The sequence below is a fragment of the Sphingomonas arantia genome, from assembly GCF_042682045.1.
Lineage (GTDB): Bacteria > Pseudomonadota > Alphaproteobacteria > Sphingomonadales > Sphingomonadaceae > Sphingomonas_R > Sphingomonas_R arantia.
On record NZ_JBHUGS010000001.1, the window covers coordinates 1,007,369 to 1,032,940 of the forward strand.

Consider the following 25,572-nt stretch of genomic DNA (forward strand, 5'->3'; position numbering starts at 1 on the left):
CCACCCCAACCCCTCCCCTGAAGGAGAGGGGCTTTCTGTTGTTCGGTTTGGCTGGCCTTGCGCTCTCGGGATGTGCGGCAACGCCTGCACCGGTGGTGACGGTGCCGGCGGGGATGCAGTATCTGTACGGGTCGGGTGAGGCGGCGGCGCTCAGTCGGCAGGCTTATGCGGGGCTGGCGGATTATGTGCGCGCATCGTCGCGGGCGGCGCCGGTGTCGGTGGTCGAGGGGGCGGGGCCGTGTGGCGCCAAGCCGCGGGCGATCGTGCTGGATGTCGACGAGACGGCGTTGCTGAACCTTGGCTATGAATATGCCGACGGGCTGGCGGTGCGGCCGTACGACCCGGCGCGATGGGAGCGGTGGGAGCGGACCGGCGCGCGGGCGGTGTTGCCGGTGCCGGGCGCAGTCGATGCGCTGGCGGCGGTGCGGGCGCAGGGCGTGACGGTGATCTTCAATTCCAACCGCAATGCCGCCACCGCGGAGGAGAGCCGCGCGGCGATCGAGGGTGCGGGGCTCGGGCCGGCGGTGCATGGCGAGACGCTGTTCCTGAAGGGCGATGCGGGCGGCGGTTCGGGCAAGGATGCGCGCCGGCGGCTGATTTCCGAACGCTGGTGCGTAATCGCGATGGTGGGCGACCAGCTCGGCGATTTTAGCGACCGGTTCGTGGGTCCGGCGCCCGTGCGGCGTGCGGCGGCGCAGGCCGCGGGGGCGGGCGAGCGCTGGGGGCATGGCTGGTTCATGCTGCCCAACCCGGTGTACGGCGCCGGGCTTGTCGGCACGTTCGACGATGTATTTCCGGTGGACCGGCGCTGGGCCGATCCCGCCGCCAGAAAGGGTGCGAAATGAGCTGGGACCGCAATCAGATGGCGGCGCGGGCCGCGCGCGAGCTGCGCGACGGATATTATGTCAATCTGGGGATCGGCATCCCGACGCTGGTCGCCAACAACATTCCGGAGGGCGTGACGGTGACGTTGCAGTCCGAGAACGGGATGCTGGGGATCGGGCCGTTCCCGTATGAGGACGAGGTCGACGCGGACCTGATCAACGCGGGCAAGCAGACGATCAGCGAGCTGCCGTCGTCGAGCTATTTCTCGTCGTCCGACAGCTTCGCGATGATCCGCGGGGGGCATATCGACCTGACCGTGCTGGGCGCGATGGAGGTTTCGGAGGGCGGCGACATCGCCAACTGGATGATCCCGGGCAAGATGGTGAAGGGCATGGGCGGGGCGATGGACCTGGTCGCCGGCGTGAAGCAGATCATCGTGGTGATGGACCACACCGCCAAGGACGGCAGTGCGAAGTTCATACCCACGTGCACCCTGCCGCTGACCGGGCGGAACGTGGTGGACATGATCGTGACCGACCTGTGCGTGTTCCGGCGAGCGGACCACGCGTCGCCGTTCCGGCTGGTGGAGCTGGCGCCGGACGTGACGGCGGACGAGGTTCGGGCGAAGACGACTGCTGCGTTTGAGGGGGTGAGGTTTGGGGCGTAGAGCCCTGAGCCTGTGGCCTAAGACTGACTACCTCCCTTGGCGTCACCCCGGACTTGATCCGGGGTCCAGGATGCGGGACGCAGCGTTTATGGCCCTGGATCCCGGATCAAGTCCGGGATGACGGTGGGTTGGGGGGTGGTTGAGTCTCGCGTCGGGCCGTTTCGTGGGGCAGTTGCGTCCAGGCCCCGGCCTTCGCCGGGGAACACGACTTTGTCGCGCGCGAGACGGATCCCATGTCGCCACACCGAACTTGCACCGGGGTAGGCCTCGGTCGAAGCCATTCGAAGTGTCTGAGAAGGTTGGTGCACCGTGAGGAATTCGAATCCCCGACCCCTGCCTTCGGAGGGCAGTGCTCTATCCAGCTGAGCTAACGGTGCGCTGGACGGGCACTTAGCAAAGGGCTGGGCGGGGGGATAGACCTTAATTGAGACCGGGGAGCACCGTCGCGGCGGGGGCCGGCGGGGCGGGGGTCTTGGGCTTGTAGCGGCAGAGGTCGGCGACCGGGCAGCGCCAGCAGAGCGGGGTGCGCGCCTTGCAGATGTAGCGGCCGTGCAGGATCAGCCAGTGGTGCGCGTGGGCGCGAAACGGGGCGGGGGTGACCGCCTCCAGCCGGCGTTCGACCGCGACGACGTCCTTGCCGATGGCGAGGCCGGTGCGGTTGCCGACGCGGAAGATGTGCGTGTCGACCGCGATCGTCTCGTGCCCGAATGCCACGTTCAGCACGACGTTGGCGGTCTTGCGGCCGACGCCGGGGAGCTGTTCGAGCGCCTCGCGGTCGGCGGGCACCTGGCCGCCGTGGAGTGCGAGGAGGCGTTCGGACAGTGCAATGACGTTCTTCGCCTTGGTGTTGAACAGGCCGATGGTGCGGATGTGATCCTTGAGCGCATCGAGCCCGAGCGCCACCATCGCGGCCGGGTTGTCGACCGTGGCGAACAGTTTGCGCGTCGCCTTGTTGACGCCGATGTCGGTCGCCTGCGCGGACAGCGCGACGGCGACGAGCAACGTGTAGGCATTGGTGTAGGCGAGTTCGGTCTGCGGCGCGGGGTCCGCCTCCGCCAGGCGGCGGTAGAATTCGAACACGTCGGCGCGCGGCATGGGGCGCATGGCCATCAGTCGGCGAACAGATCGGACATGGCGTAGCGGCCGGGCGCGCGGCCGACGAGCCAGCCCGCCGCACGGACCGCACCGCGCGCGAAGATCGCCCGGCTTTCGGCGCGGTGGCCGAGTTCGATCCGCTCGCCCTCGGTCGCGAAGATGACCTGGTGATCGCCGGCGACGGAGCCGCCGCGGAGCGATGCGTAGCCGATCGTGCCGGTTTCGCGGACGGCCGGGGGCTGGGCGGCGCGATCGGTGCGGGCCAGGTCCGCATGATTCTCGTTGCGGCCGGTGGCGGCGGCGGTGCCGAGCAGGAGCGCGGTGCCGGACGGCGCGTCGCGCTTGTGGCGGTGGTGCATCTCGACGATCTCGATGTCCCAGTCGGGACCGAGCCGTGCCGCGGCCTGTTCGACGAGCCAGGCGAGAACGTTGACGCCGAGCGCGGTGTTGGCGGCCTGGAGCACGGGGATGGTGTGCGCGGCGGCGTCGATCGCGGCGTGGTGCGCGGGGTCGAGTCCGGTGGTGCCGATCACGATGGGTGTCCCGGCGGCGGTCGCGGCGGCGAGGTTTGCGGCAAGGGCGGCGGGAGTCGAGAAGTCGATCAGGACGTCGCAGGCGGCGGCGAGTGCGGCGACATCGGCATGGGGGCCGACGACCGGGCCTTCGCGGCCGATGCCGCCCGCGACGGTGATGCGGGCATCGGCGGCCGCGGTCTGGATCGCCTGACCCATCCGCCCGCCGGCACCGAGCAGGCCGAGGCGGAGGGCGGGGGCGGCGGGGGGCGGGTTGGTCATGCCCGATCCCATGGCAAATCCGGCGGGGCGGGAACAGGATTATCGTCGTGCGGCCGCCCGGATAGACCTTGCCGTCGGTGCGAACTGAAAGTATGAGCGCCGAACCGACGGGGCGACCCGCCGGGACGCGTACCGATCGGTATGCGGGTGTAGCTCAATGGTAGAGCTTTTGCTTCCCAAGCAAGTGACGAGGGTTCGATTCCCTTCACCCGCTCCATCGTGGGCCTCAAACCGGATATACTGTATCAGGGACGTTTCGACGGCCAGCGGCTTGGAAAGGCTGCCCGGTAGCGCTGTCCTGAGATCCGCATGGTTCGCGCCGGTGAACGGCCTTGCGTGGGGTTCTCGACAGGCTCGAACCGAACAGGTTTCGGTGATTGCCAGGCGTCGATACTTCCAATAAGCTGGATATATGGAAACGGACACTGCCATCGCCGCACTGGGCGCGCTTGCGCAGGGGACGCGGCTTGACGTGTTCCGGCTGCTGGTGCGGCATGAGCCGGACGGGATGGCGGCGGGGGAGATCGCGCGGTCGCTTGGCGTGCCGCAGAATACCATGTCCGCGCATCTCGCGATTCTTGCCCGCGCCGGTGTCGTGCGGTCGGAGCGCCGCGGGCGATCGATCGTCTACCGCGCCGATCTGGACGGGTTGCGCGCGCTGACGCTGTTTCTTGTCCGGGATTGCTGCGCGGGGGCGCCCGAGCTGTGCGCGCCGCTGCTCGCCGAACTGTCTCCCTGCTGTTGAAAGGATGCCCAACATGGCGAAGGTGCCGGCCGTCGATATCGTGATCTATCACAACCCAGCGTGTGGCACGTCGCGCAACGTGCTGGGCCTGATCCGCAATGCCGGCATCGAGCCGCATGTCGTCGAATATCTCAAGACGCCGCCGTCGCGCGCGCTGCTGGTGGCGTTGATCGAGCGGGCGGGCATCACCGCGCGCGATCTGCTGCGCGAGAAGGGGACGCCCTATGCCGAGCTGGAGCTGGGCGAGGCGAGCCTGTCCGACGATGCGCTGGTCGATGCGATGATGGCGCACCCGATCCTGATCAATCGCCCGCTGGTCGTGTCGCCATTGGGCGTGAAGCTGTGCCGGCCGTCCGAAGCGGTGCTCGACCTGTTGCCGGAACCGCAGCGCGGCGCCTTCGCCAAGGAAGACGGCGCGCAGGTGGTGGACGAAAGAGGTCGGCGCGTCGCCGGATGATCCTGGCGCTCGCCATCTTCGCGGTCACCATCGCGCTCGTCATCTGGCAGCCGCGCGGGCTCGGCATCGGGTGGAGCGCGATGGGCGGGGCGGCGGTGGCGCTGCTGCTCGGCGTCGTGTCGCTGGGCGACATTCCGACGGTGTGGGGCATCGTGTGGAACGCGACGGCGACGTTCGTCGCGATCATCATCGTCAGCCTGCTGCTCGACGAAGCGGGGTTTTTCGAGTGGGCGGCGTTGCACGTCGCGCGCTGGGGCGGCGGGCATGGCCGGCGGCTGTTCGTGCTGATCGTGCTGCTGGGTGCTGCGGTGTCGGCGCTGTTCGCGAACGATGGCGCGGCGCTGATCCTGACGCCGATCGTCATCGCGATGCTGCGGGCGCTGGGGTACAGGGACCGGGCGACGCTGGCGTTCGTCATGGCGGCGGGGTTCGTCGCCGATACCGCCAGCCTGCCGCTGATCGTGTCCAACCTGGTCAACATCGTGTCGGCCGACTTCTTCCGGATCGGCTTCGCGGACTATGCCGCGGTCATGGTGCCGGTCGATCTGGCGTCGATCGCCGCGACGCTGGTCGTGCTGCTGCTGTTCTTCCGCCGCGACATACCGGCCGGATATGATGTGGGGCAGCTCCGCACGCCGGCGCAGGCGATCCGCGATCCGGCCACGTTCCGGGCGGGCTGGATCGTGCTGGCGCTGCTGCTCGTCGGGTTCGTCGTGCTCGAACCGATCGGCGTGCCGGTCAGCGTGGTCGCGGCAGCCGGTGCGGTCCTGCTGATCGTGATCGCGGCGCGCGGGCGGGTCATCGAGACGCGCCGGGTGCTGAGCGGCGCGCCGTGGCAGGTCGTGATCTTCTCGCTGGGCATGTATCTGGTCGTCTACGGCCTGCGTAATGCGGGGCTGACCGATCATCTGGCCGTCCTGCTCGACCGCACGGCGCAGGGCGGCGTGTGGGGCGCGGCGTTCGGCACCGGGATCATCGCCGCGCTGCTGTCGTCGGTGATGAACAACATGCCGACCGTTCTGGTGGGGGCGCTGTCGATCGAGGCGACCCATGCCACCGGCGCGGTGCGCGAGGCGATGATCTACGCCAACGTGATCGGGTGCGACCTGGGGCCGAAGATCACGCCAATCGGCTCGCTCGCGACGCTGCTCTGGCTGCATATCCTTGGCCAGAGGGGCATCCGGATCGGCTGGGGATATTATTTCCGGGTCGGGGCCACGCTGACCGTTCCGGTCCTGCTGGTCACGCTGGCGGCACTGGCGATCCGGATCGGGATGGCATGACGGCGGTCGTCTATCTGGCCGCGGCGGTGGCGGAGATCGGCGGCTGTTTCGCGTTCTGGGCGTGGTTGCGGCTGGGCCGGTCGCCGTTGTGGCTGGTGCCCGGCATCGTGTCGCTTGCGCTGTTCGCCTGGTTGCTGACGCGGGTGGACAGCGATGCGGCGGGTCGCGCCTTTGCGGCCTATGGCGGAATCTATATCTGCGCGTCGCTGGGCTGGCTGTGGGCGGTCGAAGGGGTGCGGCCGGATCGCTGGGACGTGGGCGGGGCCGTGCTCTGCCTGGTCGGCAGCTGTGTCATAATGTTGGGACCGAGGACTGCCTGATGCCGCTTCGCACGATCACCGATCCCGATCATCTGCCGGCGCTTGATCGGCGTTATGCGATCGAGCGGCCCGCTTTCGGCTTGGGGGCGGGCGATCCGCCGCCGCGTATCCTGCTGCTTTACGGATCGCTGCGCGCGCGATCCTATTCGCGGCTGTGCGTTGAGGAGGCGGCGCGGCTGCTGCGTTTCTTCGGGTGCGAGACGCGGATCTTCGATCCCGCGACGCTTCCGCTGCCCGACCAGGTGGCGGGCGACGATCATCCCGCGGTCCACGAACTGCGCGCGCTGTCGCTTTGGTCGGAGGGGCAGGTGTGGTGCAGCCCGGAACGGCACGGCCAGATCACCGGGATCATGAAGCTGCAGATCGACCATCTGCCGCTCGCGATGGGCGGGATGCGCCCGACGCAGGGCCGCACGCTGGCGGTCATGCAGGTGTCGGCCGGGTCGCAGTCGTTCAACAGCGTGAACACGCTGCGCGTGCTGGGGCGCTGGATGCGGATGGTGACGATCCCCAACCAGTCGAGCGTCGCAAAGGCGTTCGAGGAGTTCGGCGACGACGACCGGATGAAGCCGTCGGCCTACTATGACCGGATCGTCGACGTGATGGAGGAACTGGTGCGCTTCACCGTCCTGCTGCGCCCGCACGCAGTCCAGCTCGTCGATCGTTATTCCGAGCGGAAGGCGGCCGGTGTGCCGATCGACGTGGCCACAGACCTGTCGAGTATCGCGGTGTCGTCGGGGAAGACTAAAGCGGGCTGATCAGCTTGGGGCCTGCGCCTCGTCTTCCCCGGCGGCGGTGCGCTGGCCGGGGAGGGCGAAGCGGACGGTGGTGACGCAGCCGCGATAGCCGTTCGGACTGGGCGCGACGGTGGCGCGCTGGATCATCGAGCGGGCGGTTTCGCCGAACGCATCGGCCGGTTCGGCGGCGACGACCTGGACGTTGCCGGTCTGGCCCCAGGAGGCGACGTCGAACCGCACGGTCGCAACGCCGCCGATGCGGCGCCTGGCGAAGGGCGTCGGGAACGGGCGGCCGGGCGGCAATGTCATGACCTGCTGCAGGTCGACCGGGCATTCGGGGCCCTTCGTCGCCACCGGCACGGCCGGGCGTGGCGCGGGCGCCATCGGTGCGCTGTTCGTATGATATTGGAACAGGCATCCGGTGCGCGCGCCGGGTTCGTAGCGGTTGAGCGCGAGCGCGGCGCGGGCGGCGGCATCGAAGCCGTTATTGCCGCTGGACGCGATCAGCCGGATCTTGGACGGGCGGCCGGCCGCGTCGATGTCGTGCTGGAAATAGCTGAAGTTCCAGTCGCCGTTCGGTTCGACGAAGCGTTCGAACGACGGGAAGTTGGTGCTCCGGACGTTCGGACGGCCGCCTTCGTAACAGGTCGATCCGACCGGTTTCAGACGATCGAACGCGGCCTTGCCGGCGGACCCGATCATCGGCCCGGACAGGAGGCGCGCCAGCAACGCGGCGGGCGCCCGATCGATCGGCACGGGCTGCACCGTGAAGCCGATGCTGCAACCCGTGCGCGCCGCGCCGGGGCGGAAACGCCAGCCCGACAGGGCGGGGGCGAGGTCGCTGGTGTCGACGAACATGCCGTATTCCGCAGGACCGGGGCGCTGGCGGATCGCGGTGGGGCGACCGGCGGCGTCGATCGTGAAGTCGAGCACGCGCGGGTTCGTCTTGGGTGGCCATACGAAACCCGGCTGCGTGGTGCCGGAGGGCGGGCCGGGCGGCGGGGCGTAGCGGACCGTGCTGGTTTCGTACGGCCGGACGACGCGATCGGGCGCGACGATGTCCGTCCCGCAGCGGACCGGGCCGGGGACGAAGCTGACCACATCCTCGGTCCTGGGTGTCTTCGGCGCCTCGGCGTAGCGCCAGCCGGCGACGTGCTGGCTGAGGTCGGTGGGTGGGCCTTGCGTCGGGACCGTGAACTCAGCCGCCGGTGGCGCGGATCGGACCGCCGGGGTCGGTGCCGGCTGCACCGCCGCAGCGGTTGTCGCAAGCAGAAGGATCAGGGCCGTGAACTGCATCGTCCATCTCCGCCGCCATTTGTAGGCGATTACCAGGACATAGCGCAGCGCGGACGCCGTCGGAAGTGGAATGTCGCCTGCACCGAAGTAAATCCATGTTACGATTATTTGACAGTGCTGTGGTTCATCCGGAAAGGGCGTCGATGCGATGTGGTCATGCGCTTGCCGCCGTCCCCCGGCGCTGGTCCGGACGGCGGGGTGGGCCCGCCAGGGGGAGCGGTTTGCGCGGCGGGCGGAGCTTTTGCGGAGTGGCGGCGGGGGTTAGAGCAGCGCGATGAGATTTCGCAGACTGACATGGCCGACGTCGCGGCCGAAGGGCAAACCGGTCGGCCCGAGCGCGGCGCTGGCGGGTGCGGCGTTGCTGATCGGCGTGACGGCGGTGGCCGGCTGGCAGGGCGGGTCGGCGACCGAGAAACCCAATGCGCAGCCGGGTGCGGCGGCGGTGCTGCCGGCGTCCGTCGCGGATGCCGGGGGGCGGATCGCGGACGCGGCGAGCGCGCACCACCGGGTCGATTACGCACAACTCGACCGGCGGATCGAAGGGCTGATGCGGACGCCGGGGATGAGCGGCCTGGGCGTCGCGGTGGTCGAGGGATCACGCGTCACGTTCGTGAAGGGATATGGCCGGACCGAGCCGGGTGCGGCGGGCGATCCGGTGACGTCGCGCACGGTGTTCCGCTGGGCCTCGCTGTCCAAGACGGTGGCGGCGACCACGATGGAGAAGCTGGCGGCGGAGAAGAAGCTGTCGTTGGCATCTCCGGTGACGCGGTACCGCACGTCGTTGCGGCTGCCGGGCGGCAAGGAGCGGTTCGCGACGATCGAGGACGTGCTGTCGCACCGGCTGGGGATCGTCAAGAACGCATATGACGACAAGCTGGAGGAGGGGATGGACCCGGCGTACATTCGCGGGCTGTATGCCGGGCTGTCGTCGATCTGTTCGCCGGGCGCGTGTTTCGCGTACCAGAATATCGCGTTCGATACGGTGACCGAGATCGTCCGCGCAGTGACCGGGCGGAGTTATGCGACGACGGTGCAGTCGATGCTGTTCGGGCCGCTGGGCATGGTGAACGCGTCGATCGGGCGGGCGGGGCTGACGGGGGCGGCGAGCTGGGCGCGGCCGACGAAGGGGTCGCGCGTGCTGACCGTGCAGGAACCCTATTACAGGGTGCCGGCGGCGGGCGGCGTGAACAGCTCGATCGGCGACCTGGCGCTATGGCTGAAGGCGCAGATGGGCGGGAGCCCGCGGGTGTTGCCGCAGGCGCTGCTCGACAACCTGCACCGCGCGCGGATCAAGGTGCCGCGCGGGCGGCAGGGGACGTTCGACCGGGCGATGACAGATGGGCGCTATGCGCTGGGCTGGCGCAACCACCGGTTGGCGGGGCATTTGCTGGTCGGGCATCGCGGGGCGGTGTCGGGATACCGGTCGCTGATCCTGTTCGATCCGGTGGAGAAGGTCGGGATCGCGATGTTGTGGAACAGCGAGAGCCCGCGGCCGGTGGGGTTGCCGCTTGAGCTGTTCGACGCGTTGTATGGGCTGCCGGCGACGGATTATCTGGAGCTTGGGAAGTAGCGTCTTTTTCTTAGCCCCTCTCCTTTAGGAGTGTCAGGTGAACCGCTTTGCGGTTCAGGTCAGGCCAGGGGCCTGACCGACCTGACACTGGGTTGGGGTGGGGGCTACCGAGCCTCCCCTGCAACGTTGTTTGCTTGACGAGGTCAGCCCCACCCCAACCCCTCCCCTGAAGGAGAGGGGCTTAAGAACTGTGACCAATATTTAAGGCTGGTTTTGGCGTTCAAAGGACGGCCCTGCACGACGTTCCGTTGCCCCCGCTTTGCCTTCGCGGGGTCGCGGGTGTAGGGCGCCCGCGATAGCTGTGAGGCCCCCGCGATGACCGAACCGAAGACGCTGTATGCCAAGATCTGGGACGCGCATGTCGTCGATACGCGCGAGGACGGTACCGCGCTGATCTATATCGACCGGCATCTAGTGCATGAGGTGACGAGCCCGCAGGCGTTCGAGGGGCTGCGCGTGGCGGGTCGGACGGTGCGGCGGCCGGACCTGACGCTGGCGGTGCCGGACCATAATCTGCCGACGACGCGGCGGGTGGATGCGCAGGGCGCGCGGTTGCCGATCGCGGACCTGGAGTCGGCGGCGCAGCTGGAGGCGCTGGCCCGCAACGCGCCGGCGGCCGGCATTCGCTATATCGATGCGGTCGCCGCCGAGCAGGGAATCGTGCATGTCGTGGGGCCGGAACAGGGCTTCACCCTGCCGGGCACGACGGTGGTGTGCGGCGACAGCCATACCGCCAGTCACGGCGCACTGGGGGCGCTGGCGTTCGGGATCGGTACGTCGGAGGTGGAGCATGTGCTCGCCACGCAGACGCTGCTGCTGCAACGGTCGCAGTCGATGGAGGTGCGCGTCGACGGCGTGCTGGGCGCGGGCGTGACGCCGAAGGACGTAATCCTGCACATCATCGGGCGGATCGGCGCGGCCGGCGGGACCGGCCATGTGATCGAATATACCGGCAACGTGTTCCGCGAGATGTCGATCGAGGGGCGGCTGACCGTCGCCAACATGTCGATCGAGGCAGGTGCGCGCGCCGGGCTGGTGGCGCCGGACGAGACGACATTCGCGTACCTCAAGGGGCGGCCGATGGCGCCGGTGGGCGAGCAGTGGGACGCGGCGGTCGCGTGGTGGCGGACGCTGGCGACCGATCCGGGCGCGGCATACGACAAGGTGGTGGTGATCGACGCGGGCGAGATCGCGCCGAGCCTGACCTGGGGGACGAGCCCGGAGGATGTGGTGCCGATCACGGGCGTGGTGCCCGATCCGATGAGCTTTGCCGATCCGTCGAAGCAGGCCGCGGCGCAGAAGTCGCTCGACTATATGGGCCTGGTACCGGGCACGCGGATGCAGGATGTCGGCGTCGACATGGTGTTCATCGGCAGTTGCACGAACAGCCGGATCGAGGACCTGCGCGCCGCGGCCGATGTGGTCCGCGGGCGGCATGTCGCGCCGGGTGTCGCGCAGGCGCTGGTCGTGCCGGGGTCGGGGCTGGTGAAGCGGCAGGCGGAGGCGGAGGGGCTGGACCGCGTGTTCGTGGAGGCGGGCTTCGAATGGCGCGAGCCGGGCTGTTCGATGTGCCTGGCGATGAACCCGGACAAGGTGCCGCCGGGGATGCGGTGCGCGTCGACAAGCAACCGGAACTTCGTCGGGCGGCAGGGGCCGGGCGCGCGGACGCATCTGCTGTCCCCCGCGATGGCGGCGGCGGCGGCGGTGACGGGGCGGTTGACCGACGTCCGCGAACTGATGGGAGCGAACGCATGAAGCCGGTGGTGAAGGTGGAGGGGCGCGCGATCCCGTTCGGGCGGAAGAATGTCGACACCGACGTCATCATCCCGGCGCATTATCTGAAGACGATCAGCCGGTCGGGCCTGGGCCGCGGCGCGTTCGAGGTGGTGCGGCGCGAGCCGGGCAACGTGTTCGACGACCCGCGCTACGTGGGCGCGCCGGTGCTGATCGCGGGTGACAATTTCGGGTGCGGATCGAGCCGCGAACATGCGGCCTGGGCTCTGGGCGACATGGGCGTGCAGGCGGTGATCGCGCCGTCCTATTCCGACATCTTTTCCGGCAATGCGGTGAAGAACGGGATCGTGCCGGTGGTCCTGCCGCAGGATGCGGTCGACCGGCTGATGGTGGTCGCGGCGGAGGGGCTGCCGGTGACGGTGGACCTGGAAAGCTGCACCGTGACGACGCCGTACCAGGACCGCTACAGCTTCACGATCGACCCGTTCCGGCGCGACTGCCTGATGCACGGGCTCGACGAGATCGGCCTGACGATGGCGCAGGGTGACGCGATCTCCGCCTATGAGGCGAAGGTGGGCGCGGAGCGCGGCTGGGTTTGAGCGCGGCCGTCTGAACGTCCGTCCGTGTCGTCCGTTGAGGGGCGATACGGACAGGGAGACGGCAGATGGACGGCGACGGCACTTCGCGACGGACGGTTTTAAGTGGTGCGGCGATCGGGATCGCGGCGGCGACTGCGGCACCGGGGCTTGCGCAGGCGGGCGGTGGTGGTGCGGCACCCTCGCTGCGCGATCCCCGGACCAAATATACCAACACGCCGTTCCCGGAACAGCGCCAGCCCTGGCCGGCGCTGGCGAGCAAGATGACGCCGCGGCCGGACCACGGCGAGACGAGCTATCGCGGGTCGGGCAAGCTGACCGGGCGCAAGGCGTTGATTACCGGGGGCGACAGCGGGATCGGCCGGGCGGCGGCGATCGCGTTCGCGCGCGAGGGGGCCGACGTCGCGATCAACTACTACCCGACGGAGGAGCCGGACGCGCGCGAAGTCGTCGCGTTGATCCGTCAGGCGGGGCGCAAGGCGGTGGCGATCCCGGCCGACATCCGGACACTGGAGGCGTGCGAGGGTATCGTGCGCAAGGCGATCGCGGGCCTGGGCGGGCTGGACATCGTGGTGAACAATGCCGCGTATCAGCAGAGCAAGGCGGACATCCTGGAAATCACGGACGAGCAGTTCGACCGGACGTTCAAGACGAACATCTACCATGTGTTCCGGGTGAGCAAGGCGGCGATCCCGAGCCTGCCGCCGGGGTCGGTCATCATCAACACGATCTCGGTCAACAGCTACGATCCGGGCGAGGAACTGATCGACTATGCCGCGACGAAGGCGGCGATCCTCAACCTGACCAAGGGGATGGCCAAGCAGCTGGCGAAGAAGGGCATCCGCGTGAATGCGGTGGCGCCGGGCCCGATCTGGACGCCGTTGCAGGTAGCGGGTGGGCAGCTGCCCGGCACGATAGGCGAGTTCGGGCAGGACACCCCGCTCGGCCGCGCGGGTCAGCCGGCGGAGCTGGGCAGCCTGTACGTGGCGCTAGCGTCCGACGAGGCGAGCTTCAGCACCGGCACCGCGGTCGGCGCGCATGGGGGGAAGGGCAATCCCTGAGTGCGGTGCGTTTCCTTCAATTAATGCCCTGAACAAACCTTTCGCAACGGAGGCGAGGATCATCGTCTCTCGGAGCCCACTTTAGAACGCAGGATATTACGTTCATTCGTTGACAGTAAAATAAGGCAACATAATAGTTGCCGGGCTAGTGGGTTTTGGTGATTAATTTGGGGGCGCTGGATGTACTGTATTCAATGCGGAGAGGGGATCTCCGACGGAGCTCGTTTCTGTCAGTTTTGTGGGGCGGGTCAAGTGCCAGACGAAGGCAAATATTCGGCGATACCACCCGAGGTGCTAGTTGATAATATTGAAGACAAGCGAGATACGAACGCCAAAAATACCGAACATGCCAATGACGATCGTAACAAAAAGCGAAAGGCCCTCGGCGTTTTTTTGGTGATTGTCATTATTCTGGCGATGATTGGATCGTTTAACGGTGATTCATCGAACGCAATTTCTCCAGAAAATTCTGTGGCAGGCAACGCGAATAATTTGGAAGAGATTTCGGATGTTTCCACCTCCCAAAATGCAACTGAATCACCTACTCCGGCTGAAAATTGGGTGTATTCAACGGACGTTGACAAGGTGCGTGGCGATACCTCGCGGTTTGCGGAGACGACGAGCACAAACACGATAGACCAAGATTTTCCTTACGATTCGAATACTAGTATGCGCATGACAGTTCGCCACATGCCCTCGAATGGAACCGATGTGGTTCTTACCATTAGCTCAGGCCAGATGATGTGCCCCTCATATGAGGGTTGTAGCGGAACAGTTCGATTTGATAGTGGTCCATCCCAAACGATTAGTTTTAATGGGCCTGCCGATAACAGTAGTGATACGATATTCATCGTTGGAGCGACTAAATTTATTACAAACCTAAAAAAAGCGAAAAAAGTGGTAATTGAGAAAACTCTTTATGAGGCTGGGAATCCTCAATTTGAGTTCAATGTTTCCGGGCTGAAATGGGGCAAATAAGTTAATTAGCGAAAGCATCTGGCGGGAACTAGTCTACTGTCTGCCAAGATAGGCGATGACGTCGGCGCGGTCCTGCGGGTTGGGCAGGCCGGCGAAGGCCATGCTGGTGCCGGGGGCGACGGCGCGGGGGTTGGTGAGCCAGGCGTCGAGGCGGGCGGGGGTCCAGGTGCCGCCGGTGGCGGCGAGGCTGGCGGAGTAGGCGAAGCGCGGGCGGCGGCTGGCGACCGGGTTGTTCACGACGTCGTGGAGGTTCGGGCCATCCGTGTCGCCGCCGCCGGCGCCGACCGTGTGGCAGGCGGCGCAGCGGCGGAACACGGCCGCGCCGTGCGTAATGTCGGCCGCCGCGAGGCGGGCGGGCAGCGTGGCGGCGGCGCGGGCCGTATCCTGCGGGCGCGGCAGTTTTTCGCCGGGGGCGAGCAGCAGCGTCGCGACCAGCGCGACGCCGGCGCCGCCGATGAGGAGGATGGGGAGGCGGGGCAGCGGCGTGGTCCTACTCGACCCAGTCCAGGCCGATTTCCTTGTAGAGGCCGCGGTCGTCTTCCCATTTCGGGTTGACCTTCACGTGCAGGAACAGGTGGACCTTGCGGTCGAGGAGATGTTCGAGTTCGGCGCGGGCGCGGCTGCCGATCTCCTTGAGGCGGACGCCCTTTGCGCCGAGCACGATCGCCTTCTGCGTATCGCGGCCGACGTGGATCTGCTGGTGGATCACGACGGAGCCGTCCTTGCGTTCCTCATATTTCTCGGTCTCGATCGCCGAGGCGTAGGGCAGTTCCGCGTGAAGCTGGAGGTAGAGCTGTTCGCGCGTGACCTCGGCCGCCATCATGCGGTCGGTGGCGTCGCTGACCTGATCCTCCGGGAAATGCCACGGGCCGGCGGGGACGCGCTTGGCGAGTGCGGCCTTGAGCCCCGCGACGCCGTCGCCGGTGCTGGCGGCGATCATGAAGATCTCCTCCGGGTTGAGCATCTCCTGAAGCCGCATGGCGAGTTCGAGGAGCTTCTCCTTCGGGGTGATGTCGACCTTGTTCAGCACGACGAGTTTCGGTTCGCGGCGTTCGGCGAGCGACTGGACGAGCGGTTCGAGGCGTTTGGTGAGGCCGGTCTTGGCGTCGATGACGAAGGCGATGACGTCGGCGTCCTGCGCACCGCCCCAGGCGGCGGCGACCATCGCGCGGTCGAGCCGGCGGCGCGGTTCGAAGATGCCGGGCGTGTCGACGAGCAGGACCTGCGACGCGCCTTCGAGGGCGACGCCCATGAGGCGGACGCGCGTGGTCTGCGCCTTCGGGCTGACGATCGCGACCTTTTGCCCGACGAGCGCATTGACCAGCGTCGATTTGCCGGCGTTCGGCGCACCCACGACCGCGACGAAGCCGCAGCGCTGGTCTTGTGCCGCGACGGTTGCGGGTTCGGCGGTGTGGAGGCCGGCCGTTTCTAGCTCAGGGGCGGGCTCGGGCGTTTCGGGGGCGTCGGAAGCGGTCACGTCAGGGACTCCAGTAATTTGGTGGCGGCCTCGGTCTCGGCCTCCTGTTTCGATGCGCCTTCGGCCTGCGCCTCGGCGCGGCCGGGGATGGCGACGCCGACGGTGAAGCGCGGCGCATGGTGCGCGCCGGTGCGGCCGAGCAACGTGTAGACGGGCGGGCGGCAGCGATGCGCGGCGGCCCATTCCTGCAACGCGGATTTGGGATGGCGCGGGGCCTGCGCGCCGGCATCGACCAGCGAGCCCCAGGCGCGACGGACGAAGGCCTGTGCGGCGGGCAGGCCGCCCTCCAGATACAGCGCGCCGATCAGTGCCTCGACCGCGTCGCCGACGACGTTGCCGCTGTTGACCGCGCCGTCGTCGCGCGCCTGTTTGCCGAGCCGGAGCATGCGGTCGACGCCGATCGCGCGGCCGACGACGGCGCAGGTTTCGCGGCTGACGATCGCGTTGAGGCGGCGTGAGAGGGCGCCTTCGGGCTCGTCGGGGAACAGTGTGTAGAGCCAGTCGGCGGCGACGAGGCCGAGCACACGGTCGCCGAGGAACTCGAGCCGTTCGTAGGTGGCGCCGGCGTGGCTGCTGTGCGTCAGCGCGCGGCGGAACAGGGCGATGTCGCGCGGTTCGTGGCCCAGCGCATCGGGCAGCCAGGCGGCAAGGGGATCGGCGGTCATTCCGGCTGCCATAGCGCAGGCGGGGCCTTTGCGTCGATGCCGGATGGGCGTATCGTTTGCGCATGGGCGAGATCGTGAACCTGGGGCGCGTGCGGAAGCAGAAGGCGCGGGCGGTGGCGGCGGAGACGGCGGCCGCGCGGCGGGTGCAGTTCGGGCGGACCAAGGGTGAGGTTGCGGCGGAGAAGGCGGCGAAGGCGCGGGTGGAGCGGGTGTTGGATGGGGCTTTGTTGGCGGGGCGATCGGGTTCTGCTGATCCTGGGCAGAGTGCGCCCGCTGAACTGTTGCCCCCACCCCCAACCCCTGAGGAGGAGGGGGCTTAGGAGAAGACGATGATCGTGCCACCCGGCTTTGGCACAGTTGTACCGTATATCTTCGCGGAAGAGTGGGACGCGTATGTCGCGTTCCTCATCGCCGCGTTCGGGGCGGTCGAGGTTGGGCGGAGCATGCGGGGGGATGGCGGGATCGCGAATGTCCAGCTGCGGTTCGGCGGGACGACGATCATGCTGAGTGATGTTTCCGCGGTGTATCCCGCGAGCCGGGTGTCGCTGTACCTGTATGTGGACGATGCCGATGCGGCGATGGCGCGGGCGTTGGCGGCGGGCGGGCATTGCGAGATGGCGGTCGGGGACATGCCCTATGGCGACCGGCAGGGCGGGATCCGCGATCCGCGCGGCAATATCTGGTGGGTGTCGCAGCGGCTGACCGACGAACCCTATTTCTGACCGGTCCGTCTGCGCGGTAGCGGGCGCCCCGGAGTTCGGGCAAGGATCGGCGGGATGTCGATCGAAACCCTCGTGGCGCACTATGGCCTGATCGCGCTGTTCGTCGGCGCGGGGCTGGAGGGCGAGACGGTCGTCCTGACCGGCGGGGTGCTGGCGCACCGCGAGCTGGTGCCGTTGTGGGGTGCGGCGCTGGTGGCGGCGGGCGGATCGTTCACGTCGGACCAGATCTTCTTCGCGTTGGGGCGGCGGTACCGCGATCATCCGCGCGTGCGGCGGGTGATGGGAAAGCCGGCGTTCGCTCGGGCGTTGCGTGCGCTGGAACGCCACCCGGTCGGGTTCATTCTGGCGTTCCGGTTCCTGTACGGACTGCGCACGGTCAGCCCGGTCGCGATCGGCACGTCGCAGGTGCCGGCGATGCGGTTCGTGATGCTGAACGCGGTCGCGGCGCTGTTGTGGGCGGTCATCTTCACCGGGCTCGGTTATGGGTTCGGCGAGGGGATCGAGGAACTGGCCGGGCGGTTCAGGCCGCATCTGCCGACGCTGCCCGTGGTGCTGGCGGTTGCGGGGGGCATCGCGCTGGTGATCGCGGTCGCCCGGCTGCTGTGGGTGCGGCAGGTCGCGCGCGCGCCGGGGGACGACGCGGACTGAATCCTGTTACCGGTCACAGGAAAGGTGCGCAGTCCCCTTGCAAAGCCGCCGAAACGCGATACGCCTAGCGCCCGGAACAACTTAGCGTCGCAGAAGCGCTGGTTGCCGGGACCGGGGGGTCGTCAATGAACACGATGTTCGATCACGACCTGACGGCACCGCGACCCCGCCCGCGGGGCAAGCAGTTCGTGCTCGTCGGGATCATCGCGACGTTGTTGCTTGCGTTCGGCGCGGTCGGAATCCGATCCGAATATCAGCGCGCGGTGGAGGGGCGCGGCCGGCTGATCCGCGCGTTCGAGCGGCGGACGATCGTGTCCGACCTGCTGTCGCGCCTGAAGGATGCCGAAACCGCGCAGCGCGGGTACCTGATCAGTGGAAACCGGTCGTACCTGGCGTCGTACCGGCCGGCGATCGCGGACATTGCGCGGTATCGCGCGCGGCTGGACGATCATCCCCCCGAAACGCCGGCGCAGAAGCAGCGCTATGCCGTGCTCGACCGGGTGATCGACGCGGAGTTGTGGGAACTGGGCGCGATCCTGCGGGTGGACGCGATGCGCGGCAGCCCGAGCGCACGCCAGACGGTGGGGCGGACCGGGTCGGGCGCGATGGACCGGGTGCGTGCGGTCGGCGCGGCGATGATCGCGGACGAGGACAGCATGATCGCCGGACAGGTCGCGTCGGACGACGAGCGGATCGCCGCGGTCGAGCGGCAGGTGGTGCTGCTCGTCGCGTTCCTGGCGGCGCTGGCCGCCGTCGCGTTGACCCGCGAATGGCGGGGGCGGCGGTCGAAGCATCGGCTGGAGACGGCGGTGCATGCCGCGGCGGTGCGGTTGCGCGGCGTGTTCGCGGCGACGAGCGACGCGGTGGCGCTGATCGATCCGGACGGCGTGATCCAGGCGGTGAACCCCGCGCTGGTCCAGCTCGTCGGCCGGCCGCCGGTCGACCTGATCGGCAAGGACATCGCCGCGCTGACCGATGCGTTGCCCGCGGGCGGCACATTGTCCGATCGGCTGGGGCTGATCGACGGGCGGCTGGCGGAGCCGTACCGGATCGACCGGGTTGCGCATCACGCCGACGGCAGCATGGTCCCGGTCGACGTGTCGCTGGGGCTGATGCCGGAGGAGACGGGGCTGCGCGTGGTGGCCGCGATCCGCGACGTGTCCGAACGCAAGCGCGTGGAGCGGATCAAGGACGAGTTCGTGGCGACGGTGAGCCACGAACTGCGCACGCCGCTGACGTCTATCGTCGGTGCGCTGGGCCTGCTGCGCGCGACGGCGCAGGCCAACCTGTCCGACAGCGCACGGCGGCTGGTGCAGGTGGCGGAGGACAATTCGCAGCGGCTGATCGACCTGATCAACGACCTGCTCGATATCGAGCGGATGGAGGCGGGGGGACTGCGGTTCCGCGAGGAGCCGCTCGACCTGGGCGCGGTGCTGCGTCAGGTGGCGCATCGCAGCGAGGGGCTGGCCGCGGTCCACGACGTTCGCATCGCGCTGTCGATCGCGGCGGGCGTGATCCCGGTGCGCGGCGACGAGGGGCGGCTGGCGCAGGTGACGACCAACCTGCTGGCCAATGCGATCCGGTTCAGCCCGGCGGGCGAGACGGTGACGATCACCGCGGAACGGCGGCAGGGCCGCGCGGTGGTGATGGTGGACGACCATGGGCCCGGTGTGCCGGAGGCGTTCCGCGATCAGCTGTTCACCCGTTTCGCGCAATCGGAACCGGGCGGGCGGGCGGTGGGCACCGGGCTGGGCCTGGCGATTTCGCGGCAGATCGTGCGTGCGCATGGCGGGACGATCTGGTTCGAGCCGCGGGCGGGCGGCGGGGCGCGGTTCTGTTTCGCGATCAACCTGCGGACGGGCGCGACCGAGACGCCGCATATGCTGATCTGCGCCGACCATCCGGCCGCGGTGTGCGGGCTGCGCCGGCTGGCGGATGCGGGCGGGTGCAGTGCCGACTGGGTGGCGAGCGTGGAGGATGCGCGCGCGGCGATCCGGTCCGGCAGTTACGACGCGATGCTGATCGAACTGGACGGCGTGGACGAGACCGGGCCGGCGTTGCTGGCCGGATTGAGCGACGGGCCGGCCGAGACGCGCCTACCGATGCCGGTGATCGCCAGCAGCAGGGGCGCGGTGCAGCTCGGGATCGATGCCGATCGTGCATCCTGGGATGCGGTCGAGACCGCGGACGGCGCGCTGGCGGCGCAGTTGCGCACGGTGCTGGACGGGATGGGGGCGGCACGTCCGCTGATCGTCCATGTCGACAGCGATCCGGGGGTGATCGATCGGACGGCAGGGGCGCTGCGTCGGCGGGCGCGGTTGCGCGGGGCGCCCGACCTGGCGGGGGCGACCGCGTTGCTGCGGCGGGAACGGCCGGTCGTGCTGATCGTGAATCAGGATCCGTCGGAGGGCGCGCCGGACGATCTGGCGGCCTGGCTGACGGCGTTGAACGCGGACGGGCGCGGCGATCCGGTCGCGACGATCCTGTACACGACGCGTCCGGTGACCGCGGTGCTGGAGCGGATGGTCGACTATGTCGTCGCCCGGTCGGAGCGATCGTCCGCCAACCTGGTCGCGGCGGTCGATCGCCTGCTGGCGCGGGCGGGCGTGGGGACCGACGCGGCGCCGAGCGATCGGGGAGACGATCCGGTCGGCCCGGCGGGGCGGAGCGACGGCGACGGGATTGCGGCGAACGACGCGGGCCGTGACGGGATCGCGGCCGCCCAGCGCGGCCAGACCGGGTGATGACGCCGCCCGCGCTGCATGTCCTGCATGTCGAGGACGATCCCGATATCCGCATGATCGCGGGCATGGCGTTGTCGCTGGATCCGCAGATCGATGTCCGATCCGCGGAGTCCGGGTTCGCGGCGCTGAGGCTGCTGCGTGGGGGCGCATGGCGGCCGGACCTGCTGCTGGTCGACATGATGATGCCGGAGATGGACGGCACCGGGCTGGTCGCGCGCGTCCGGCAGATCGACGGGCTGGCGAAGGTGCCCGTGGTGTTCATGACGGCGCGGGCGCAGCCGGACGATGTGGAGCGTTACCGCTGCGCCGGATCGCTGGGGCTGATCGTCAAGCCGTTCGATCCGCTGACGCTGGCGGCGAAGCTGCGCGGATTGCTGGCCCCGGCGTACTGAAAGGCCAGTCGCCGGACGTCGGGGTGATCCGCCGCTGGAGCAGCGCCTCCGGCATTTCGGCGGCGATGTAGGCGAGCATTGCCTCCCGCACCGCGCAGCGCAGGTCGAACGCGGTCGGGCCGTCTTTTGCGGTCATGAGCGCGCGAACCTCGATCATGTCGGCCTTCATGTCCGTGACCTGGAGATTGTGGAAGCGTCGGTCCCAGAGCGGCATGCGGTCCATGACCGTCGCGAGGTGCGCGCGGAGGCGGGGGATGTCGGCGGTGGGATCGAGGTAGAAGATGATGTTGCCGAGCAGCTGCGCCGATTCGCGCGTCCAGTTCTGGAACGGTTGTTCCAGGAAGCGCGAGACGGGGACGACGAGCCGGCGGTCGTCCCAGATGCGGATGACGACGTAGGTCAGCGTGATCTCCTCGATCCGGCCCCATTCGTTGTCGAGCACGACCGCGTCGTCTATCCGGATCGGTTCGGTAAACGCCATCTGGACCCCGGCGATCAGGTTCTTCAGCGCGGGCTGCGCGGCGGCACCGACTGCAAGTGCGGCGAGACCGGCGGATGCGATCAGCGTGACGCCGATCGTGCGGACGCTGGGGATCGAGATGAGCATCATGCAGAGCGTGACGACGAGCACGAGGAAGACGGTGATGCGGTGAAGGATGCCGGCGCGGGTGCGCTTGCGGCGGGCGCGGAGATTGTCCTCGACCGTGATGTCGGTGCGGGCGATCAGCACGTCTTGGAGCGCGTTCAGGATGCCGATCAGAAGCCAGCCCATGAGCGCGGGGACGCCGAGCCCGAAGATGCGTTGCCAGATTTCGGTCGCGTCGTCGTTCAGCCGGAGCGCGGGCAGGACGGCGGTAAGCGCGATCGCGCAGAACACCCAGCGCAGCGGCTGGGCGAGCCGATCGACGATCAGGTCGTCGGTGCCGGACGGGGTGCGGGCGGCCCCGCGGCGCGCGACGAGCATCAGGACGTGGTGGAGCAGCAGGCCGAGCAGGATCGCGCCGATGCCGATCGCCAGCGCGCTGCCGAACCGAATGGCGGTGCTGTCGTAGGTTTCGATCCAGCGGTCGATCGTCTTCATCGGCGGGCCTGGCTTATATTGCGGTGCAGCATATCCTAGGGGAACGGGAGAGCGGTGGCGAGGTTCCTTGTGAGTAAGCTGGGCGGTCCGACCTGCGGCATGCGAATGGCGGCGAAGGGGTGAGAGCATGAGCGACGCAAGCTGCGTCCGGCCGGCGGGAATTGCCGCATGAGGTTGCGGCGGCGCGGGCTGGCATCGATCAATGCGGAGGTGCGCGACGGCATATTGCCGGCGGCCGATGCGGTGGCGCTGGTGCCGCGGGACCAGGCGAGCGGCGCGGGCAGCGTGCGGAATTACCGGGTCGTCGCGCTGATCATCGCGTGCGCGCTATTCATGGAGCAGATGGACGCGACGGTGCTGGCGACCGCGCTGCCGACGATGGCGCGCGATTTCGGCGTGATGGTGACCGCAATGAGCGGGGCGCTGACCAGTTACCTGCTGGCGCTGGCGATCTTCATTCCGGCCAGCGGCTGGCTGGCCGACCGGTTCGGATCGCGGACGATGTTCCGGCTGGCGATCCTGCTGTTCATGAGCGGGTCGTTGCTGTGCGGGCAGGCGATGAGCCTGCCGTTCATGATGGGCGCACGGTTCCTGCAGGGGCTGGGCGGGGCGATGATGATCCCGATCGGGCGGCTGGTCCTGCTGCGCAGCGCGAACAAGGAGGACATGGTGTCGGCCATGTCGTGGCTGATCATGCCCGCGCTGATCGGGCCGATCCTGGGGCCGCCGGTGGGCGGGTTCATCGTGACCTATCTCGACTGGCGCTGGATCTTCTGGCTGAACCTGCCGATCGGGACGCTGGGCGTCGTGCTGGTGACGAAGTATATCGGCGACTATCGTGCGGAGCGGCGTTCGCCGTTCGATGGCGTCGGGTTCGTGCTGTCGGGCGTTTCGCTCGGTTGCCTGCTGTTCGGGTTCGAGACGGCGAGCCGGTCGGGCGAACTGGTGACGGGCATGGTGCTGACCGCGGTCGGGCTGGTCGCGGGCTGGTTCTATATTCGCCATGCCCGGCGCGTGCTGAACCCGATCATGGACCTGTCGCTGATGCGGATATCGTCGTTCCGGCTGTCGGTGATCGCGGGGTCGCTGACCCGTATCACGCAGGGTGCGCAGCCGTTCCTGCTGCCGCTGATGCTGCAGCTGGGGTTCGGCATGACCGCGGCGGAGAGCGGGACGATCACGGTGGCGGGCGCGATGGGGTCGCTGGCGATGAAGGGGCTGGCGCCGCGGCTGCTGCGGCGGTTCGGGTTCCGGCGCGCGCTGGTGACGAACGGGCTTGTCGCGAGTGCGGGCTATGCGGTGTGCGGGCTGTTCCGGCCGGACTGGCCGGTGGCGGCGATCTTCGCCACGTTGCTGGCGTGCGGGTTCTTCATGTCGTTCCAGTTCACGGCGTACAATACGATCGCCTATGACGAGATCCCCAAGGAGCGGATGAGTTCGGCGACGAGCTTCTACGCCACGTTCCAGCAGCTGATGCTATCGCTGGGGATCTGCACCGGGGCGGCGGCGCTGCATGGCGGAATGCTGATATCGGGGGCGAGCGTACCGAGCCTGCGTGATTTCACCGCGGCGTTCCTGGTGGTGACGGCGATTTCGGCGTCGGCGACGATCTTCAACCTGCGGTTCGCCAAGGATGCGGGGGCGGAGCTGAGCGGGCATCGCGGGTGAAGGGGGTTTCGCTTCGTGGCCGGGTCTGGCAGGTTCGGAGGATGAGCGAACCGACCATCATCCCCGTGCCCTTGTCCCCCGAAACGCTGGCGGCGCTGGACGCCTGGATCGCGCGGGCCAAAGGCGCGCCGTCGCGGGGCGAGGCGGTTGCTTCGTTGCTGGCGGGGGCGCTGGGGAGCCATTCGCCGTCTTCGGTTGTGCCAAGTCTGGTGACGGGGCGGGATATCGTTTGAGGGTTTGGACCGGGCGCCCCCCCTAATCCGTTCGTGCTGAGTAGAGCCCGAGCAGCGCTCTTGCGCGTATCGAGGGGTCGTATCGAAGCATCGCCTCGCGGGCGGGGCTGATCCTTCGATACGGGCCTTCGACTGCGCTCAGTCCCTACTCAGGACGAACGGTTTCAGGGTTGGTTCGGCCCGCGATCTGATTAGCGCTTTGCCGGTCGGAGTAGCTTCTCCGTGTCTTCGTCGGTCTCGACCGACTTGCGGAAGGTGGGTGTGAGCTTCAGCCGGCTCGCCTGTTCATAAGCGTAGCCGTAGCCGATCAGGCGCGCTTCGGACCAGGCGGGGCCGATGAAGGAAAGGCCGACGGGCATGCCGCGGACCGCGCCCATCGGGACGGTCAAATGCGGGTAGCCGGACACCGCGGCGAGGCCGCCGGCGCCGCCGCCGGAGATCTGGTCGCCGTTGACGGTATCGATCAGCCAGGCGGGCGGCATGGTGGGGGCGACGAGCGCGGTGACGCGGTTGGCGGCGAGCAGCGCGTCGATCCCGTCGCGCCCGGCGATGCGGAGCGACAGCGCGCGGGCGGCAAGATAGGCCGGATCGGTCAGGCCCTTGGTCTTCTGTGCCTCCAGAAAGCTTTCCTGGCCGAACAGCGCCATTTCCCGATCCGCGTTGGCGGTGTTGAACGCGATGACGTCGGCCAGCGTGCGGGTCTTCACCGCGGGGGGCGTGGTGGCGAGGTAGGCGTTGAGGTCCGCCTTCAGCTCGGTCATCAGGACGAGGTTTTCGGCCGGGCCGATCTTGTCGCGGTCCTTGAGCGCGGTGATGTCGACGAGGGTGGCGCCCTGCGCGCGGAGCACGGCGAGTGCGGCGTCGAACAGCCGGTCGACGGGCACGGACCAGCCGGTCGCGAAGCGCAGAACGCCGATCCGCATGCCCTTCAACGCCGCGGGGTTGAGCGCGGCGGTATAGTTGGTGCGGCGGCGGTCGGCCTGTGCGGTGGCGGCATCGGCCGGGTCGGTGCCGGCGATCGCGGTCAGGACGCGGGCGGCGGTGGCGACATCGCGCGTCATTGGGCCGGGCGTGTCCTGGCTGTGGCTGATCGGCACGATGCGCGTGCGGCTGACGAGGCCGACGGTGGGTTTCAGCCCGACGATGCCGTTGATCGCGGCGGGGCAGGTGATCGAACCGTCCGTCTCGGTCCCGATCGCGGCATCGACCATGCCGGCGGCGACGGCGGCGCCGCTGCCCGACGAGGAGCCGCAGGGGTTGCGATCGAGCGCATGCGGGTTGCGCGTCTGGCCGCCGACCGCGCTCCACCCCGAGATCGAGGCGTTGGAGCGGATGTTGGCCCATTCGGACAGGTTGGTCTTGCCGAGGATGACCGCACCGGCGGCACGCAGCGATGCGGTGACGGGGGCGTCACGGTTGGTGACGTTATCGATCAGCGCCAGGCTGCCCGCGGTGGTGGGGAGCGGGCCCTTCGCCTCGATATTGTCCTTCAGCAGGATCGGCATGCCGAACAGGATACCGCGGGCGCGGCGGCCACGGTCGAGCGCGCGAGCCTGATCGCGCGCGGTGGGATCGAGTGCCAGCACCGCGCCGATGCGGGGGTTCAGCCGTTCGACGCGGCCGATCGTGGCGCGGACATTGTCCTCCGCCGATTGTGCGGCGGCGAGCGTGGGCACGGACAGCGAGAAGAGGAGCATCGGCAGCAGGCGAGTCATTACATTCCCCCATGTCAGTTGCCGCATCATGGCGAAGCAGCGGACCGAAAGCGAGCGGAACGGCGCGCT

Annotated in this window: 27 protein-coding genes, 2 tRNA genes and 1 pseudogene; 21 read left to right on the top strand and 9 right to left on the bottom strand. The window is 68.5% G+C overall.

Features of this window, described 5'->3' with window-relative positions:
- The first annotated feature begins 38 nt into the window (after positions 1-38).
- Both ACFSGX_RS04785 and ACFSGX_RS04790 read left to right on the top strand, forming a co-directional pair.
- Complete coding sequence (locus ACFSGX_RS04785) at positions 39-845, top strand: 5'-nucleotidase, lipoprotein e(P4) family (protein ID WP_380927866.1); 807 nt, start codon at positions 39-41, stop codon at positions 843-845.
- The gene (locus ACFSGX_RS04790; RefSeq protein ID WP_380927867.1) at positions 842-1,492 is read left to right on the top strand and encodes a 3-oxoacid CoA-transferase subunit B; all 651 of its coding nucleotides are present in this window, start codon (positions 842-844) and stop codon (positions 1,490-1,492) included. Before ACFSGX_RS04785 ends, ACFSGX_RS04790 begins: the two co-directional genes overlap by 4 nt.
- A gap of 300 nt (positions 1,493-1,792) precedes the next feature.
- Here the strand turns inward: ACFSGX_RS04790 and ACFSGX_RS04795 are convergent.
- From ACFSGX_RS04795 to dapB, 3 genes are all read right to left on the bottom strand, one after another.
- Positions 1,793-1,869: transfer RNA gene (locus ACFSGX_RS04795), tRNA-Arg, on the bottom strand.
- A gap of 43 nt (positions 1,870-1,912) precedes the next feature.
- On the bottom strand, positions 1,913-2,587 hold the full coding sequence (nth, locus tag ACFSGX_RS04800) for an endonuclease III (RefSeq protein ID WP_380928246.1): 675 nt from the start codon (positions 2,585-2,587) through the stop codon (positions 1,913-1,915).
- Positions 2,588-2,601: 14 nt separating this feature from the next.
- Entirely contained in the window at positions 2,602-3,381 is a 780-nt protein-coding gene (gene dapB, locus ACFSGX_RS04805; RefSeq protein WP_380927868.1) for a 4-hydroxy-tetrahydrodipicolinate reductase, read from the bottom strand.
- Positions 3,382-3,524: 143 nt separating this feature from the next.
- Here dapB and ACFSGX_RS04810 point away from each other — a divergent pair.
- The 6 genes from ACFSGX_RS04810 to arsH all read left to right on the top strand — a co-directional run bounded on the left by ACFSGX_RS04810 (position 3,525) and on the right by arsH (position 6,944).
- Positions 3,525-3,598: transfer RNA gene (locus tag ACFSGX_RS04810), tRNA-Gly, on the top strand.
- A gap of 195 nt (positions 3,599-3,793) precedes the next feature.
- Entirely contained in the window at positions 3,794-4,126 is a 333-nt protein-coding gene (locus ACFSGX_RS04815) for an ArsR/SmtB family transcription factor (protein WP_380927869.1), read from the top strand.
- A 13-nt stretch (positions 4,127-4,139) separates the two neighbouring features.
- Positions 4,140-4,583, top strand: coding sequence for an arsenate reductase (glutaredoxin) (gene arsC, locus ACFSGX_RS04820; protein WP_380927871.1), 444 nt, complete (start codon positions 4,140-4,142; stop codon positions 4,581-4,583).
- Positions 4,580-5,866, top strand: a complete 1,287-nt coding sequence (locus tag ACFSGX_RS04825; RefSeq protein ID WP_380927872.1) for an arsenic transporter — start codon at positions 4,580-4,582, stop codon at positions 5,864-5,866. The genes arsC and ACFSGX_RS04825 overlap by 4 nt, the downstream gene beginning before the upstream one ends.
- The gene (locus ACFSGX_RS04830; RefSeq protein WP_380927874.1) at positions 5,863-6,186 is read left to right on the top strand and encodes a YnfA family protein; all 324 of its coding nucleotides are present in this window, start codon (positions 5,863-5,865) and stop codon (positions 6,184-6,186) included. The genes ACFSGX_RS04825 and ACFSGX_RS04830 overlap by 4 nt, the downstream gene beginning before the upstream one ends.
- Positions 6,186-6,944, top strand: coding sequence for an arsenical resistance protein ArsH (gene arsH, locus ACFSGX_RS04835; protein ID WP_380927876.1), 759 nt, complete (start codon positions 6,186-6,188; stop codon positions 6,942-6,944). The genes ACFSGX_RS04830 and arsH overlap by 1 nt, the downstream gene beginning before the upstream one ends.
- Here the strand turns inward: arsH and ACFSGX_RS04840 are convergent, their stop codons facing one another.
- Positions 6,945-8,219 (bottom strand): TonB family protein, encoded by a 1,275-nt coding sequence (locus ACFSGX_RS04840; RefSeq protein WP_380927877.1) that lies wholly within the window; start codon positions 8,217-8,219, stop codon positions 6,945-6,947. It abuts the gene before it with no gap.
- 274 nt (positions 8,220-8,493) lie between these two features.
- Between ACFSGX_RS04840 and ACFSGX_RS04845 the strand changes: the two genes are divergently transcribed.
- From ACFSGX_RS04845 to ACFSGX_RS04870, 6 genes and pseudogenes are all read left to right on the top strand, one after another.
- Positions 8,494-9,789 carry a serine hydrolase domain-containing protein gene (locus ACFSGX_RS04845; RefSeq protein ID WP_380927879.1) on the top strand — a complete coding sequence of 432 codons (1,296 nt, stop codon included), beginning with the start codon at positions 8,494-8,496 and terminating at the stop codon, positions 9,787-9,789.
- Between the two features lie 315 nt (positions 9,790-10,104).
- Positions 10,105-11,544: a 3-isopropylmalate dehydratase large subunit gene (gene leuC / locus ACFSGX_RS04850; protein WP_380927881.1), complete on the top strand. Its 1,440-nt coding sequence runs from the start codon at positions 10,105-10,107 to the stop codon at positions 11,542-11,544.
- On the top strand, positions 11,541-12,122 hold the full coding sequence (gene leuD / locus ACFSGX_RS04855; RefSeq protein ID WP_380927882.1) for a 3-isopropylmalate dehydratase small subunit: 582 nt from the start codon (positions 11,541-11,543) through the stop codon (positions 12,120-12,122). The genes leuC and leuD overlap by 4 nt, the downstream gene beginning before the upstream one ends.
- Before the next feature lie 65 nt (positions 12,123-12,187).
- Positions 12,188-13,180, top strand: a complete 993-nt coding sequence (locus tag ACFSGX_RS04860; protein ID WP_380927884.1) for an SDR family oxidoreductase — start codon at positions 12,188-12,190, stop codon at positions 13,178-13,180.
- 180 nt (positions 13,181-13,360) lie between these two features.
- Positions 13,361-13,423, top strand: a pseudogene (locus ACFSGX_RS04865) (zinc-ribbon domain-containing protein); the annotation flags it as partial.
- A gap of 9 nt (positions 13,424-13,432) precedes the next feature.
- Positions 13,433-14,158: a hypothetical protein gene (locus tag ACFSGX_RS04870; RefSeq protein ID WP_380928259.1), complete on the top strand. Its 726-nt coding sequence runs from the start codon at positions 13,433-13,435 to the stop codon at positions 14,156-14,158.
- A 33-nt stretch (positions 14,159-14,191) separates the two neighbouring features.
- Here the strand turns inward: ACFSGX_RS04870 and ACFSGX_RS04875 are convergent, their stop codons facing one another.
- From ACFSGX_RS04875 to rnc, 3 genes are all read right to left on the bottom strand, one after another.
- Positions 14,192-14,473 carry a c-type cytochrome gene (locus ACFSGX_RS04875; protein ID WP_380927885.1) on the bottom strand — a complete coding sequence of 94 codons (282 nt, stop codon included), beginning with the start codon at positions 14,471-14,473 and terminating at the stop codon, positions 14,192-14,194.
- A gap of 175 nt (positions 14,474-14,648) precedes the next feature.
- Complete coding sequence (gene era, locus ACFSGX_RS04880) at positions 14,649-15,635, bottom strand: GTPase Era (RefSeq protein WP_380927887.1); 987 nt, start codon at positions 15,633-15,635, stop codon at positions 14,649-14,651.
- Positions 15,632-16,300, bottom strand: a complete 669-nt coding sequence (gene rnc / locus ACFSGX_RS04885) for a ribonuclease III (RefSeq protein ID WP_380927889.1) — start codon at positions 16,298-16,300, stop codon at positions 15,632-15,634. Before rnc ends, era begins: the two co-directional genes overlap by 4 nt.
- 62 nt (positions 16,301-16,362) lie before the next feature.
- Between rnc and ACFSGX_RS04890 the strand changes: the two genes are divergently transcribed.
- The 5 genes from ACFSGX_RS04890 to ACFSGX_RS04910 all read left to right on the top strand — a co-directional run bounded on the left by ACFSGX_RS04890 (position 16,363) and on the right by ACFSGX_RS04910 (position 20,806).
- On the top strand, positions 16,363-16,620 hold the full coding sequence (locus ACFSGX_RS04890) for a DUF4169 family protein (RefSeq protein WP_380927891.1): 258 nt from the start codon (positions 16,363-16,365) through the stop codon (positions 16,618-16,620).
- A 9-nt stretch (positions 16,621-16,629) separates the two neighbouring features.
- On the top strand, positions 16,630-17,022 hold the full coding sequence (locus ACFSGX_RS04895) for a VOC family protein (protein ID WP_380927893.1): 393 nt from the start codon (positions 16,630-16,632) through the stop codon (positions 17,020-17,022).
- A gap of 54 nt (positions 17,023-17,076) precedes the next feature.
- Positions 17,077-17,670, top strand: coding sequence for a DedA family protein (locus ACFSGX_RS04900; protein WP_380927895.1), 594 nt, complete (start codon positions 17,077-17,079; stop codon positions 17,668-17,670).
- Between the two features lie 125 nt (positions 17,671-17,795).
- Positions 17,796-20,414: a sensor histidine kinase gene (locus ACFSGX_RS04905; RefSeq protein ID WP_380927897.1), complete on the top strand. Its 2,619-nt coding sequence runs from the start codon at positions 17,796-17,798 to the stop codon at positions 20,412-20,414.
- Complete coding sequence (locus tag ACFSGX_RS04910; protein ID WP_380927898.1) at positions 20,414-20,806, top strand: response regulator; 393 nt, start codon at positions 20,414-20,416, stop codon at positions 20,804-20,806. Before ACFSGX_RS04905 ends, ACFSGX_RS04910 begins: the two co-directional genes overlap by 1 nt.
- Here ACFSGX_RS04910 and ACFSGX_RS04915 read toward each other — a convergent pair.
- Positions 20,742-21,887, bottom strand: coding sequence for a mechanosensitive ion channel family protein (locus ACFSGX_RS04915; RefSeq protein WP_380927900.1), 1,146 nt, complete (start codon positions 21,885-21,887; stop codon positions 20,742-20,744). The two genes, ACFSGX_RS04910 and ACFSGX_RS04915, sit on opposite strands and share 65 nt — an antisense overlap.
- Positions 21,888-22,055: 168 nt before the next feature.
- Here ACFSGX_RS04915 and ACFSGX_RS04920 point away from each other — a divergent pair, with 168 nt between their 5' ends.
- Together ACFSGX_RS04920 and ACFSGX_RS04925 are read left to right on the top strand one after the other, a co-directional pair.
- On the top strand, positions 22,056-23,555 hold the full coding sequence (locus tag ACFSGX_RS04920) for a DHA2 family efflux MFS transporter permease subunit (RefSeq protein ID WP_380927902.1): 1,500 nt from the start codon (positions 22,056-22,058) through the stop codon (positions 23,553-23,555).
- A gap of 41 nt (positions 23,556-23,596) precedes the next feature.
- Entirely contained in the window at positions 23,597-23,788 is a 192-nt protein-coding gene (locus tag ACFSGX_RS04925; protein ID WP_380927904.1) for a hypothetical protein, read from the top strand.
- 191 nt (positions 23,789-23,979) lie between these two features.
- Here ACFSGX_RS04925 and ACFSGX_RS04930 read toward each other — a convergent pair whose 3' ends face one another.
- Positions 23,980-25,503, bottom strand: coding sequence for an amidase (locus ACFSGX_RS04930; RefSeq protein ID WP_380927906.1), 1,524 nt, complete (start codon positions 25,501-25,503; stop codon positions 23,980-23,982).
- Between the last annotated feature and the right edge of the window lie 69 nt (positions 25,504-25,572).

Coding starts and splice junctions, on each gene's coding strand:
- ACFSGX_RS04915 (WP_380927900.1), bottom strand. CDS start 21,887: ATGAAGACGATCGACCGCTGGATCGAAACCTACGACAGCACCGCCATT.
- ACFSGX_RS04900 (WP_380927895.1), top strand. CDS start 17,077: ATGTCGATCGAAACCCTCGTGGCGCACTATGGCCTGATCGCGCTGTTC.
- ACFSGX_RS04895 (WP_380927893.1), top strand. CDS start 16,630: ATGATCGTGCCACCCGGCTTTGGCACAGTTGTACCGTATATCTTCGCG.
- ACFSGX_RS04830 (WP_380927874.1), top strand. CDS start 5,863: ATGACGGCGGTCGTCTATCTGGCCGCGGCGGTGGCGGAGATCGGCGGC.
- ACFSGX_RS04825 (WP_380927872.1), top strand. CDS start 4,580: ATGATCCTGGCGCTCGCCATCTTCGCGGTCACCATCGCGCTCGTCATC.
- ACFSGX_RS04930 (WP_380927906.1), bottom strand. CDS start 25,503: ATGACTCGCCTGCTGCCGATGCTCCTCTTCTCGCTGTCCGTGCCCACG.
- ACFSGX_RS04815 (WP_380927869.1), top strand. CDS start 3,794: ATGGAAACGGACACTGCCATCGCCGCACTGGGCGCGCTTGCGCAGGGG.
- arsC (WP_380927871.1), top strand. CDS start 4,140: ATGGCGAAGGTGCCGGCCGTCGATATCGTGATCTATCACAACCCAGCG.
- nth (WP_380928246.1), bottom strand. CDS start 2,587: ATGCCGCGCGCCGACGTGTTCGAATTCTACCGCCGCCTGGCGGAGGCG.
- ACFSGX_RS04905 (WP_380927897.1), top strand. CDS start 17,796: ATGAACACGATGTTCGATCACGACCTGACGGCACCGCGACCCCGCCCG.
- leuC (WP_380927881.1), top strand. CDS start 10,105: ATGACCGAACCGAAGACGCTGTATGCCAAGATCTGGGACGCGCATGTC.
- ACFSGX_RS04845 (WP_380927879.1), top strand. CDS start 8,494: ATGAGATTTCGCAGACTGACATGGCCGACGTCGCGGCCGAAGGGCAAA.
- leuD (WP_380927882.1), top strand. CDS start 11,541: ATGAAGCCGGTGGTGAAGGTGGAGGGGCGCGCGATCCCGTTCGGGCGG.
- ACFSGX_RS04790 (WP_380927867.1), top strand. CDS start 842: ATGAGCTGGGACCGCAATCAGATGGCGGCGCGGGCCGCGCGCGAGCTG.
- ACFSGX_RS04925 (WP_380927904.1), top strand. CDS start 23,597: ATGAGCGAACCGACCATCATCCCCGTGCCCTTGTCCCCCGAAACGCTG.
- ACFSGX_RS04860 (WP_380927884.1), top strand. CDS start 12,188: ATGGACGGCGACGGCACTTCGCGACGGACGGTTTTAAGTGGTGCGGCG.
- ACFSGX_RS04840 (WP_380927877.1), bottom strand. CDS start 8,219: ATGCAGTTCACGGCCCTGATCCTTCTGCTTGCGACAACCGCTGCGGCG.
- dapB (WP_380927868.1), bottom strand. CDS start 3,381: ATGACCAACCCGCCCCCCGCCGCCCCCGCCCTCCGCCTCGGCCTGCTC.
- ACFSGX_RS04910 (WP_380927898.1), top strand. CDS start 20,414: ATGACGCCGCCCGCGCTGCATGTCCTGCATGTCGAGGACGATCCCGAT.
- arsH (WP_380927876.1), top strand. CDS start 6,186: ATGCCGCTTCGCACGATCACCGATCCCGATCATCTGCCGGCGCTTGAT.
- ACFSGX_RS04890 (WP_380927891.1), top strand. CDS start 16,363: ATGGGCGAGATCGTGAACCTGGGGCGCGTGCGGAAGCAGAAGGCGCGG.
- ACFSGX_RS04920 (WP_380927902.1), top strand. CDS start 22,056: ATGAGGTTGCGGCGGCGCGGGCTGGCATCGATCAATGCGGAGGTGCGC.
- rnc (WP_380927889.1), bottom strand. CDS start 16,300: ATGACCGCCGATCCCCTTGCCGCCTGGCTGCCCGATGCGCTGGGCCAC.